This window comes from Kocuria rhizophila, from assembly GCF_003667225.1.
Taxonomy (GTDB): domain Bacteria; phylum Actinomycetota; class Actinomycetes; order Actinomycetales; family Micrococcaceae; genus Kocuria; species Kocuria rhizophila.
The window spans coordinates 1-11,573 of the sequence record NZ_RCOM01000076.1 but is presented as its reverse complement, the minus strand read 5'-3'; the positions used below and the strand labels follow the sequence as shown (position 1 = coordinate 11,573).

The window sequence follows — 11,573 nt, the reverse complement described above, 5'->3', positions numbered from 1 at the left end:
GGGGAGCCGGGGGCGGTGGGTGAGCGGGCGGCGTCGGCGGGCAGTGACACAATGGTCCGTGGATTCCAGGGGGTCTCGCGTGCCGGCCGGCGCGCACCCGGGGTGCACGAGGACGCGGAGGGCTGCGGCGCAGTGAAGGTTCTGATCAGCGGGGGCGGTCCCGCCGGCGCCACGGCGGCGTACTGGCTCGCGAGCCAGGGCATCCCCGTGACCGTCCTGGAGAAGACGGGCTACCCGCGGGAGAAGGTCTGCGGGGACGGGCTCACCCCGCGCGCCGTGCAGCAGATGCGGCTCATGGGACTGCCCCACGGCGAGGCCGAGGGCTACACGCGCAACCAGGGGCTGCGGCTCGTGGCGGCCGGGCGCACCGTGGAGTTCCCCTGGCCCGAGCTCACCGACTTCCCCTCCTACGGCCTGGTCCGCACCCGCGCGGGCTTCGACGAGGACATCATCCGCCACGCGCAGCGGGCCGGTGCGCACGTGGTCGAGCACCGTGCCGTGAAGGACGTCCTGCGGGACGGCACCGGGCGCGTGGTGGGCGTGCGCGCCACCGTGATGGACCCCGCCACCGGCCGCCGCACCGCGGAGACCGAGGAGCACACCGCGGACCTCGTGCTGGCCGCGGACGGGAACTCCACCCGCACCGCCGTGGCGGCGGGCCTGCACCGGCGCACCGACCGGCCCATGGGCGTGGCCGTGCGCACCTACTACCGCTCCCCGCGCTCCGCGCTGGACTGGATGGAGGGCTGGCTGGAGCTGCAGGACGGCACCTCCCCGCAGCGCTCGCTGCTGCCCGGCTACGGCTGGGTGTTCGGCGTGGGGGACGGCACCGCGAACGTGGGCCTCGGCATCCTGGACACCTCCCCCGCCTTCGGCACGCTGGACTACCGCGCGGTGCTGCGCGACTGGGTGGCCTCCATGCCCGCGGACTGGACCTTCGACCCCGAGCACCAGGTGGGGCGCATCGGCTCCGCCGCCCTGCCCATGGCCGGCAACCGCACCCCCCACTACGTCCCCGGCCTGATGCTCCTGGGCGACGCCGCCGGGCTCGTCTCCCCGTTCAACGGCGAGGGGATCTCCAACGCCATGGAGTCCGGGCTCTTCGCCGCGTCCTGCATCCTGGACGCCGCCGGTGCCAACGGCTCTCAGCAGCGCGAGAACGCCCTGGCCCGCTACCCGCAGCTCGTGCGCGACGAGTGGGGAGCCCACTTCACGCAGGGCAGGGCGCTCGCCGAGCTCATCGGCCACCCCGCGGTGCTCTCCGCGGCGGTGCGCGCCGGGATGAACGTGCCCGCCCTGATGCGCTTCGCCGTGCAGGTGATGACCGAGCTCTCGGACCACCCCGCGCGGACCGTGACGGACCGCGCCATCGCAGTGCTGGACGCGCTGACGCCCGCGCGCTGAATTGTCGATAGAGTGGTGCACCGTGACTGATCCCAGCCGCCCCGAGGCCTCCCCGCGCCTGCCCGCGGGGTTCGAACTCATCGCCCAGGACCCTCGTCTGGGTCCCCTCATGCTGCGCTCGCTCGAGCGCGTGGAGGAGCGCCTGGGCGAAGCGGTGCGCTCCACGGACCAGCTGGCGGACGTCACCGCGCGCCACCTGCTCAACGCCGGCGGCAAGCGCATCCGGCCCCTGCTCGCGCTGCTCGCGGCGGAAGTGGCCGGGTCCGTGAACGAGGACGTCGTCGAGGCCGCGGTGGTGGTGGAACTGACCCACCTGGCCTCCCTCTACCACGACGACGTCATGGACTCCGCCCCCATGCGCCGGGGCGTGGAGACCGCGCACACCGTGTGGGGCAACACGGTGGCCATCCTCACCGGGGACATGATCTTCGCGCGGGCCTCGTCCATGGTGTCCGAGCTCGGCCAGGAGTCCCTCATGATCCAGGCCCGCACCTTCGAGCGGCTGGTCATCGGCCAGCTGCGTGAGACGGCCGGACCCGCCGAGGGGGACGACCCCGTGGAGCACTACCTGGACGTCATCGCGGGCAAGACCGGCTCGCTGATCGCCGCGAGTGGCCAGTACGGCGCCCTGCTCGGTGGTGCCCCCGCCTCCGTGGTGGACCTCATGGTGGTCTACGGCGAGAAGCTGGGGCTCGCGTTCCAGCTCGCGGACGACATCATCGACCTCACCGGCCACCCGGACGTCTCCGGCAAGACCCGCGGCACGGACCTGCGCGAGGGCGTGGACACGCTGCCCGTGCTGCTGCTGCGCCGCGAGGCCGCGGGAACCGACGCGCAGGCGGCGGCCGCGGCACGCGAGGTGCTCGCCCTCGTGGACGGGGACCTCTCAGAGGACGAGGCGCTCGCCCGCGCCGTGGACGCCGTGTCCGAGCACCCGGTCTCCGCAGAGGCCTGGCGGATCGCGAACCAGTGGGCGGACGAGGCCATCGAGGCGCTCGCGCCCCTGGACGATTCCGTGGCCAAGTCCGCACTCCGTGAATTCGCCCACGCGGTGGTCCACAGAACCGGCTGAGTTGTCAGTATCCTTGGGACATTCACGATCCGCTTGCGTGCCCCGGGACCCCGGTGGCCGCGTCTATGGGACGAATTCCCCCGTGAGGTTCACACATGACCACTGACACACCACAGGGTGGCGCCGCGAAGGAAGCCTTCTCCGGCCGCACCATGTTCATCCTCGCCGCCATCGGCTCGGCCGTGGGCCTGGGCAACATCTGGCGCTTCCCGTACGTCGCCTACGAGAACGGCGGCGGCGCCTTCATCATCCCCTACCTGGTGGCACTGCTCACCGCGGGCATTCCCCTGCTCATGCTGGACTACGCGATCGGGCACCGCTACCGCGGTTCCGCCCCGCTGTCCTTCCGGCGGCTGCACCCCAAGCTCGAGACCATTGGCTGGTGGCAGCTCGGGATCTGCGTGGTCATCGCGGTCTACTACGCGCTGATCATCGGCTGGGCCATGCAGTACACCGTGTTCTCCTTCACCAAGGCGTGGGGGGACGATCCCGCCTCGTTCTTCATGTCGGACTACATGCAGGTCTCGGACGAGGTGACCATCGGCTTCGACTACATCTGGCCCGTGCTCCTGGTGACCGCGATCGCCTGGGTCGTGCTGCTCGTGGTGCTGATGATGGGCGTGCAGAACGGCATCGGCAAGCTCAACGTGGTGCTCCTGCCGCTGCTCGTGGTCATGTTCCTCATCATGGTGGTCATGGCCGTCACGCTGCCGGGCGCCTCCGCCGGGCTCAACGCGCTGTTCACCCCCAACTGGGAGGCCCTGGGCGACTCCTCCGTGTGGGTGGCCGCCTACGGGCAGATCTTCTTCTCCCTCTCCGTGGGCTTCGGCATCATGGTCACCTACGCGTCCTACCTCAAGCCCCGCTCGGACCTCTCCGGCTCGGCCCTGGTGGTGGGCTTCGCGAACTCCTCGTTCGAGATCCTCGCCGGCATCGGCGTGTTCGCCGCCCTGGGCTTCATGGCCACAGCTTCCGGCGTGGGCGTGGACGAGGTGGCCACGTCCGGCATCGGCCTGGCGTTCATCGCCTTCCCGGCCATCATCTCCGAGGCGCCGTTCGGCACCGTTCTGGGCGTGCTGTTCTTCGGCGCCCTGTCCTTCGCGGGCTTCACGTCCCTGATCTCCATCGTGGAGGTCATCGTGGCGGGCGTGCGGGACAAGCTCGGGCTCTCCCGCAAGGCGGCCGTGGCCACGGTGGTCCTGCCCCTCGCGGCCGTGTCCCTGCTGTTCTTCCCCACCACCACGGGGCTGAACCTGCTGGACGTGGTGGACGCGTTCGTGAACAACTTCGGCATCGTCACGGCCGCGCTGGTCTCGGTGCTGCTGCTCACCTCCGGGTTCACCGCGCTGCCCACGCTGCGCGACCACATCAACTCGGTCTCGTCCTTCAAGCTGGGGCGCACCTGGATGATCATGGCTGGCGGTGTGACCCCGGTGATCCTGGGCTACATCCTCATCGACCAGCTCACGCAGACCGTGGCCGAGGGCTACAACGACATGCCGCAGTGGTTCGTGAACGTGTTCGGCTGGGGCATGGCGGTCGGTCTCATCGTGATCTCCTACTTGATCTCCCGGCTGCCGTGGAGCAGGCGCACGTCGGAGGCCTTCACCAGCCCGGCACCCTCGGTGCAGGACGCCTACCTGGACCGCAAGGCGCTGGAGAACCAGGAGTCCCTGACCCACTACCCGGACACCGCCGGGCGCACCCCGGCGCTGGGCCAGGACTTCTCCCTGCGCGCCATCTACCGCGGCACCGTGGTCCGGCGGAGGATGCCCTGGTCGCGCTCGAGCACCGAGCGCGACACCCGGGCGACCACCTCCGCGGGCGCCACGTCCCGCCACACCGAAGGAGACAACCGATGAACGGCACCGCAATCGTCATGATGGTCGTGGCCATGGTCCTGGTGTGGGGCGGACTGGTGCTTGCGCTGATCAACATCAAGCGCTCTCCCGAGCTGGAGGACGAGATCGACACGCCCGCCGAGGACGAGGGCGAGCTCGCTGAGGCGCACCACGGGGGCATCGACGACGCCACCGGGCGGCCGAGCACGTCGGCCGAGGACCCGCGCGACCTGCGCGGTGAACCGCGCCCCGCAGGTGAGGGTGCCCAGGCTCCCGAGCAGGCCACGGGCCGCCACCTCTGACCCGACCCTCCTACGCACGAAGGCCACTCCCGGAGATCTCCGGGAGTGGCCTTCGTCGTCCCCGGGGGCGGTTCGGCCGCGGGTTCGCCGCGACGGGGTGCCGCAGCGTCTTCCGGCGAGAGCTCAGCGGCGGGGCAGCCGCGGGGCACGCGGGGCGCGAACGGCGTCGAGGACGAGCAGCACCACCGCGATCCACACGAGCACGAAACCGGCCCACCGCTCCGGCGGCATGGCCTCGTGGAACACCGCCGTGGCCAGGATGAACTGCCCGATGGGGGCCACGTACTGGATCATGCCCACGGTGCTCAGGGGCAGGCGGGAGGCGGCGGCGCCGAACAGCAGCAGGGGGACCGCGGTGATCACACCCGCGGAGAGCAGCAGCAGGAAGTGCCCGGCGCCCTCGGAGAGCAGGGTGGTCTGCCCCTGCACCCCGAGCACGGCCACGGCCACGAGGGCCAGCGGGGTGATCATGGTGGTCTCCGCGGCCAGGGTGACCAGGGCCGGGTACCGGGAGCCCAGCCGGGACTTCACGAGACCGTAGAAGCCGAAGGAGAACGCGAGTCCCAGGGACAGCCACGGCACGGAGCCGTAGAACACGGACATCACCAGCACCGCCACCACTCCCACGGCGATCGCGGCCCACTGCAGGGGCCGCAGCTTTTCGTGCAGCACGAGCACGCCCAGCAGGATGGCCACGATGGGGTTGATGAAGTACCCCAGGGACGCCTCCAGCGTGTGCCCGGTGGTGGCGGCCACGGTGTAGAGCAACCAGTTCCCGGCGATCAGAACGCCGGCGGCGCCCAGGGCCAGGACGGCGCGGCGGTCGCGGAAGACCCGCAGGTACTGCCGCAGCCCGCCCGTCACCGCGAGCAGGGCCAGGCAGAACAGCAGCGAGAAGACCACCCGCAGGGCCACGATCTCGTAGGGTGTGGCGGGCGCCAGCAGCACGAAGTACAGCGGCAGCAGCCCCCAGATCGCGTAGGCGCCGAACCCGTAACCGACTCCGGCCCGGGCCCGACGGTGCTGGTCGGGTCCCGGGCCGGGTGTCATCTCATCACTCACCGGAGCATCCTACCGCCGGTGGTCGGGCGTGCAGGACGCGGAGGGAGGGCCTACAGGTCGAAGAAACGGCTGAGGAAACCGCGCTTCTTCTTGCCCTTGCGCTCCGTCTGCTCGTTGGTCTCGACCTCTTCGCCGTCCACCACGGCGGGCGCGGAGATGTCGTCGTCCGCGGCCTCGGGCCCGGCCACGGTCTCGCGGGTCACCACGGCCTCGCGCTCCACGTGGGCCTCACGCGGGCCGGCGGGGGAGGCGTCTTCGCGCACCACGCGCTCCTCGGACACGGTGACGCTCTCGCGCTCGGTGCGCACGTCGTCCTCGCGGTCGAGCCCGCCGTGGGTCTCCGCCCCGGCGGTCCCGGGCTGGCCGGCCGCAAGGTCCGGATCCGGGATCCGCGACATGGCGGTGGTGTCCGGGTGCGGGGAGGCCTGCGGTCCGGCGGTGAGGGTCTCCTCCTGGTGGCCGGGCAGCACGGTGGTCTCCACGCGGCCGGGCTCGGCGGGCCCGGTGGGCTCCTGGTCGAACGGGGCGTCCGCGTCCCGCACCTGGCTCGCGGGCACGGCCACGTCCCCGGCGGGCTGCTCGGGTTCCGGCGCCTCGATGTCCTCGGGGGACAGCTCGGTGGGCAGCGGCTCCTCGTCCGTGGGCTGGGCTGCGGGCGCGGACGACGACGCCGCGGCGGCTTCCTCCCGCTCGCGCCGCTTGCGCTCCGCGGCCTCCGCGCGCTGCTGCTCACCCAGACGCTCCGCCTGGGCCACAGCGGCCTGACGGTCCTGGACCAGAGCCTCGCGGTGGGTCTGCGCCTGGCGCTCGAGCTCACGCAGCTCATCCTCGCCCACGGAGGGCTCGGCCGGTTCCACGCCGGTGATCTGGTGGTCGTCGAACCAGAAGCGCTGCGCGCCGTCGTGGACCGTGACCACGCAGGTGGCGTCCGTGTCCCACTCCACGTGGGCGCCGCGCAGCTTGGCGTAGCTGGCCACGGCCAGGTTGTGGTCCACGGCGGTGTCCGTGGTGAGGGACTCCCCGATCACCTGCATCATGCGCTGCTCGGTGAGCCGCGGGAGCTCGAACTGCTGGCCGTCCAGCAGCAGCCACGCCGTGATGTTGCCACCGGCGCGTGCGGGGTAGTGGGCGTAGAGACCGGTCACGGCCTTGGCCGCAAGGGTCACCCGGCGGGCGAGCCCCTCCTGCAGCGGCAGCTCCGCCGTGCTCAGCTCCGCGATCTCGTGGCGCTCCCCGGCCTGCTTGGCCTGCACCGCGGCGGAGACCACCTGCGGGTTGAAGTGGCCCAGCTCCTGCCAGCACCACACGAACGTCCCGCGGGCGGCGGACTCGGTGCCCAGCAGGTAGGGCGTAAGGGTGACCGGCGGGGTGGTCTGCAGGGTGAACGACGGCGCGGAGAAGTCCACGTCCCAATCCGCACCCTGCGACAGCTCGGCCAGCACTGCCTGGTACTCGGTGGAGATGAAGATCGACTCGTCGATCAGCTCCTGCAAAGTTTTCGTCATGGTCCCAGGCTAACAACTGGTGCGGGGTCCCACCGTCCGGTCCGTCCTGCCGGAACGCTGGGCGCGGGCCGGACGGGGACCGGGGCGCCCGGACCGCACGGGGGCGGACGCGCGCCGGGCGCGGCGGCGTCGTCGTGCGGCGGGGCCACCAGTGGGCCGGGGCTCGGGCCCGCTGGGACGCGCCGCCCGCGCGCACCGGGGACGCAGCACACGACGCCGCCGGGGTGACGCCGCGCACGTTGGCTAGGCTGGGGGCCACGCGGCCCGGACCACCGACCGGGAGTCCCGCGCACGCCCGTGACGAGACTGGCCCGGGGACACCGGGCCGAAGGGACACTGACGAGAACATGAGCTCCGCACCCGAGTCCGGCCCGACCCCTCCGACCCGCACCGAGCGCGAGCTCGTGGCCCAGGTGGGCGAGTGGGTGATGTCCGTGCTGCGCACCGATCCGGGCTGGGACTCCATGCTCGTGGAGTTCAAGCCGCAGGGTGGGCGCGTGCACCTGCGGGTCATCGAGAACCGGGAGGGCGCGGTGATCCCCGGCGCCGCCGGGCCCATCAAGGAGCAGAGCCCCGTGCTGGAGCTGCTCTCGGAGCTGCAGCGCAGCTGCTGGGTGGCCGGGCGCGGCAGCTGGCTCACCATGTCCCTCATGATCGCCGCACAGGGCTGGCCCGAACCCACCCTGCGCACGAACGCGACCTACGAGTTCGAGCAGATGCCCGCCACGTACGCGCAGGAGGGCTCCTACACCGCCCAGGACGTCCTCGCCCAGCTCACGCAGTTCCCCCGCACCCAGGAGCACGTGCCGCTGTGGGCCGTGGAGCTCGCGGACGCCGCGGGTCTCAGCCTCCCGTTCGCGGATCCCGCGGAGGACGAGAGCCACGGGGACGTGCACCCCCGGCTGCGGGCGGCGGCGCAGGCGCACGCCGAGGCACCGGGGGACCGGTCGCTCGCGGGAGTGCTGCGCGAGGCGCTGGCGGGCACGGTGCTGCTGGACGTCTCCGGGTCCGACATGGTCCCGGGGGAGGACGGCCAGCCCATCGGCCCGGACTCCCACATCCGCGTGCAGACCGTGAACCAGCCGGACGGCTCCCGGGCGCTGGCCGTCTACACCAGCGCGGACCAGGCCCGTGAGATGTTCACGCGCAGCAACCGGAACGAGGAGCTGCAGGAACCGGTGCTGCTGCGCCAGCGGGCCAGCGCCATGGTGCAGATGGTGGTCCAGGACGGGCAGTACGACGAGATCGTGGTGGACCCGGCCTCCGCGCACGCCACCCGGATCTCCCGGCAGCAGGTCGAGTGGGTGGGCAGCTCCCCGCACAACGAGCCCCTCAAGCAGGCCCTGGTCAGCGGCAACATGGCCAACGTGCTGGGTGCGCTGTTCAACCCGGACGCCCACCTGATGCTCGGCACCCGGGACCACGGCGAGGACGCCGTGCCCGTGATGGTCCAGCCCGAGCAGGAGGGCGCGGCACCCGACACCCTCCTGGTCTTCACCTCCGCCGCGGAGGTCGCCGCACTGGACCCCGCCCTGACGGTGCGCTCCGCACCCGCCCGCCAGATCCTGCAGTTCGCCGTGGACTGCGGCGCCGCGGCCGTGTGCCTCAACGCCATGGCACCCGTGGCCACCCTGCCCACCGAGCAGCTCAAGGAGATGCTCGAGCTCGTGACGCAGCGCGAGGAGCAGCGCACCGGGACGCAGGACACCGAGTAGAACCCGGGCACGCGGCGTCGGGCTGCCCGGCGGAGCGCGCCCCGACGAACTCCGCGAACGGCATGGAGACCCGCGGACGTTCCGTGCCGGTCCCTGACGCTCCGCGAGAGGACCGGGCCCCTGAGGGATCGGCCGCGGCGTCGGCCACGGGACCCCGGGCACGCCACAGGCCCCGTCCCCGCCGAAGCGGGAACGGGGCCTTTGGATCAGCGGCGCCGCAGCGCCGGGTCACCGGGACGGATCAGATGCCGTAGGCGTCCGAACCGGAGTTGCGGGCCTCGGCCTCGCGGACGCGGCGGCCCAGCTCGGGGTCGACCTTCTCCCAGTACTGGAACGCGGCCTCCTTGATGGTCTCGTCCATCACGTCACCCACGTGACCGGCGATGTTCTCCACCGTCTCCGCCTTCTCCTCGTCGGAGAAGACCTCACGGTAGAGGGTGCCGGCCTGACCGAAGTCGTCGTCCTCGGAGTGCAGGGTGGCCGCGGTGCGCAGCAGGTCGCCGTCGGACTCCCAGCGCATGTTGTCCGCCACAGCGGAACCGGCACCGGCCACGGGGCCGCCCTGGGTGTTGGGCGCGTACACCGGCTGGTTCGGGTGCTTGAACGTGTACCGCATGGGGCCGTCCTGCGAGTACGAGTTCTGCTCCGAGCGGTACGGGAAGTTCACGGGCAGGTCCGCGAAGTTCGCGCCGATGCGGTGACGGTGCGTGTCCGGGTAGGAGAACACGCGGGTCATCAGCATCTTGTCCGGGGAGATCTCCACACCGGGAACGGTGTTGCCGGGGGAGAACGCCGCCTGCTCGATCTGCGCGAAGTAGTTCAGCGGGTTCTGGTTCAGCGTGAACTTGCCCACCTTGATGCGCGGGTAGTCCTTCTTGGAGATCGTCTTGGTGACGTCGAACGGGTTGAAGCGGTACGTCTTGGCGTCCTCGTACGGCATGACCTGCACGTACATGGTCCAGGACGGGAAGTCGCCCTTCTCGATCGAGTCGTAGAGGTCGCGGCGGTGCGCATCCGCGTCCTTGCCCGCGATCTCCTCGGCCTCCGGACCGGTGAGGCCCTCGGTGCCCTGGTCGGAGATGAAGTGGTACTTGATCCAGAAGCGCTCGCCGGCCTCGTTGCTCCACTGGTAGGTGTGGGAGCCGTAGCCGTTCATGTGGCGGTAGGTCTTCGGGATGCCGCGGGGGCCCATGAGGTAGGTCACCTGGTGGGCGGACTCGGGGGACTGGGTCCAGAAGTCCCACTGCATGGTGTTGTCCCGCATGCCCGAGCCGGGAAGGCGCTTCTGCGAGTGGATGAAGTCCGGGAACTTGATGCCGTCGCGCACGAAGAAGATCGGGGTGTTGTTGCCCACGATGTCCAGGTTGCCCTCGGTGGTGTAGAACTTCAGCGCGAAGCCGCGGGGGTCGCGCCAGGTGTCCGGGGAGCCCTGCTCGCCGGCCACGGTGGAGAAGCGCGCCAGCATGGGGGTCTTGGTGCCCTTCTGGAACACGGCGGCCTTGGTGTACTGGGACACGTCCTCGGTGACCTCGAGCTCACCGAAGGCACCGGCGCCCTTGGCGTGCACCACGCGCTCCGGCACGCGCTCGCGGTCGAACGCGGCGAGCTTCTCGACGAGGTAGGAATCGTGCAGGACGATCGGGCCGTCCGCGCCGACGCTCAGCGAGTGGGCGTCAGCGTTCGTGGGGACCGGCAGGCCCTCCTGGCTGGTGGTGAACGAACCGGTCTTGCGCAGTCCGTGCTCATGGGGAGTGGTGTCAGACATGATTCCTCCTGGGTGATGGATGGGATCCGACGGGAAGTGGTGACGTACTACGCCTCGAGGTCCGCCGCCGCAGCAGCCTGCTGGCACTGCGGGCAGATGCCCCGGTACACCACCTCGGCGGACAGCAGCTCGAAGCCGTGGTCCTGCGAGGGCGTGAGGCACGGCGCGTGCCCCACGGCGCACGGCACGTCGCGGATGACTCCGCAGCGGATGCAGTACGCGTGGTGGTGGTTGTCCCCGGTGCGGATCTCGTACCGCGCCGGGGAACCGGGCGGTTCGAACTTGGACACCATGCCGATGGCCGCGAGGTCCGCGAGGACCACGTACACGGACTGGACGGACATGTTCGGCAGGACCGATCGGACCTGCCTGACCGTCTCCTCCGCGGTGGCGTGCGGCACGGCGTCCACGGCGTCGAGCACCGCGAGACGCTGCTTGGTGACCCTGCGCCCGTGCGAGCGCAGATGCGAGGTCCACGCGTCCCGTGAGGGATGCGGTGCGATCTCGGCGATGGTCTCCATGGGCTCGACTCTAACCTTATTCTGAGCTATTCACAATAGTTAGTGCACCCTTACCCGCGGTCCGCCGCGCCACGGCGGGGGATGCGCCACCCCTGCGCGCAGGTCGACGAAGCGCGGGCAGTGCGGACTCGGGGGAGGCGTGCGGCGCCCCCAGCGAGGGCCGGAAAACTTTTTTCTGGTTCTCGCGTCACGATCCGTGGACCCGGGTGTCTACACAGTGAATCCGGTGCGGGCTGCGCCGGATTCCGGACGGTCCGATCGCTCTGGGACCGACGAGCCGGTGCCACGGTCAGTACGGGGACGCATTACGTGGCACGCGGCGGGCGAGAGCGTCTCTTCGCCGGGTGGGCTGCCCGGCACCGGGGGAAAGAGAGCGGTGCTAGGAG

Annotated in this window: 9 protein-coding genes; 5 read left to right on the top strand and 4 right to left on the bottom strand. The window is 71.1% G+C overall.

The annotated features are described in order from the left end of the window. Nucleotides 1–132: 132 nt before the first annotated feature. From D9R02_RS09645 to D9R02_RS09630, 4 genes are all read left to right on the top strand, one after another. Entirely contained in the window at nucleotides 133–1,404 is a 1,272-nt protein-coding gene (locus D9R02_RS09645; RefSeq protein ID WP_102613126.1) for a geranylgeranyl reductase family protein, read from the top strand. Nucleotides 1,405–1,513: 109 nt separating this feature from the next. Beyond that, a complete protein-coding gene (locus D9R02_RS09640) occupies nucleotides 1,514–2,476 on the top strand; it encodes a polyprenyl synthetase family protein (protein WP_223246039.1) in 963 nt (320 codons plus the stop codon). Nucleotides 2,477–2,571: 95 nt separating this feature from the next. Next, nucleotides 2,572–4,338 (top strand): sodium-dependent transporter, encoded by a 1,767-nt coding sequence (locus D9R02_RS09635; protein ID WP_019311219.1) that lies wholly within the window; start codon nucleotides 2,572–2,574, stop codon nucleotides 4,336–4,338. After that, complete coding sequence (locus tag D9R02_RS09630; protein ID WP_121566816.1) at nucleotides 4,335–4,619, top strand: methionine/alanine import family NSS transporter small subunit; 285 nt, start codon at nucleotides 4,335–4,337, stop codon at nucleotides 4,617–4,619. Before D9R02_RS09635 ends, D9R02_RS09630 begins: the two co-directional genes overlap by 4 nt. Nucleotides 4,620–4,742: 123 nt before the next feature. Here the strand turns inward: D9R02_RS09630 and rarD are convergent, their stop codons facing one another. Both rarD and D9R02_RS09620 read right to left on the bottom strand, forming a co-directional pair. Next, entirely contained in the window at nucleotides 4,743–5,681 is a 939-nt protein-coding gene (gene rarD, locus D9R02_RS09625) for an EamA family transporter RarD (protein WP_082698384.1), read from the bottom strand. Nucleotides 5,682–5,731: 50 nt separating this feature from the next. Beyond that, complete coding sequence (locus D9R02_RS09620; RefSeq protein ID WP_059281597.1) at nucleotides 5,732–7,186, bottom strand: DUF6882 domain-containing protein; 1,455 nt, start codon at nucleotides 7,184–7,186, stop codon at nucleotides 5,732–5,734. A gap of 347 nt (nucleotides 7,187–7,533) precedes the next feature. Here D9R02_RS09620 and D9R02_RS09615 point away from each other — a divergent pair, with 347 nt between their 5' ends. Next, complete coding sequence (locus tag D9R02_RS09615; protein WP_121566815.1) at nucleotides 7,534–8,901, top strand: SseB family protein; 1,368 nt, start codon at nucleotides 7,534–7,536, stop codon at nucleotides 8,899–8,901. Nucleotides 8,902–9,142: 241 nt separating this feature from the next. Here D9R02_RS09615 and D9R02_RS09610 read toward each other — a convergent pair whose 3' ends face one another. Together D9R02_RS09610 and D9R02_RS09605 are read right to left on the bottom strand one after the other, a co-directional pair. Next, the gene (locus tag D9R02_RS09610; protein ID WP_019309702.1) at nucleotides 9,143–10,666 is read right to left on the bottom strand and encodes a catalase; all 1,524 of its coding nucleotides are present in this window, start codon (nucleotides 10,664–10,666) and stop codon (nucleotides 9,143–9,145) included. Nucleotides 10,667–10,713: 47 nt separating this feature from the next. Then, a complete protein-coding gene (locus D9R02_RS09605; RefSeq protein WP_121566814.1) occupies nucleotides 10,714–11,187 on the bottom strand; it encodes a Fur family transcriptional regulator in 474 nt (157 codons plus the stop codon). Nucleotides 11,188–11,573: the final 386 nt, after the last annotated feature.

What these genes read in the sequence shown, in the direction of transcription:
- D9R02_RS09640 (WP_223246039.1), top strand. Translation starts at nt 1,514, where the DNA reads ATGCTGCGCTCGCTCGAGCGCGTGGAGGAGCGCCTGGGCGAAGCGGTG.
- D9R02_RS09635 (WP_019311219.1), top strand. Translation starts at nt 2,572, where the DNA reads ATGACCACTGACACACCACAGGGTGGCGCCGCGAAGGAAGCCTTCTCC.
- D9R02_RS09630 (WP_121566816.1), top strand. Translation starts at nt 4,335, where the DNA reads ATGAACGGCACCGCAATCGTCATGATGGTCGTGGCCATGGTCCTGGTG.
- D9R02_RS09620 (WP_059281597.1), bottom strand. Translation starts at nt 7,186, where the DNA reads ATGACGAAAACTTTGCAGGAGCTGATCGACGAGTCGATCTTCATCTCC.
- D9R02_RS09615 (WP_121566815.1), top strand. Translation starts at nt 7,534, where the DNA reads ATGAGCTCCGCACCCGAGTCCGGCCCGACCCCTCCGACCCGCACCGAG.
- D9R02_RS09610 (WP_019309702.1), bottom strand. Translation starts at nt 10,666, where the DNA reads ATGTCTGACACCACTCCCCATGAGCACGGACTGCGCAAGACCGGTTCG.
- D9R02_RS09605 (WP_121566814.1), bottom strand. Translation starts at nt 11,187, where the DNA reads ATGGAGACCATCGCCGAGATCGCACCGCATCCCTCACGGGACGCGTGG.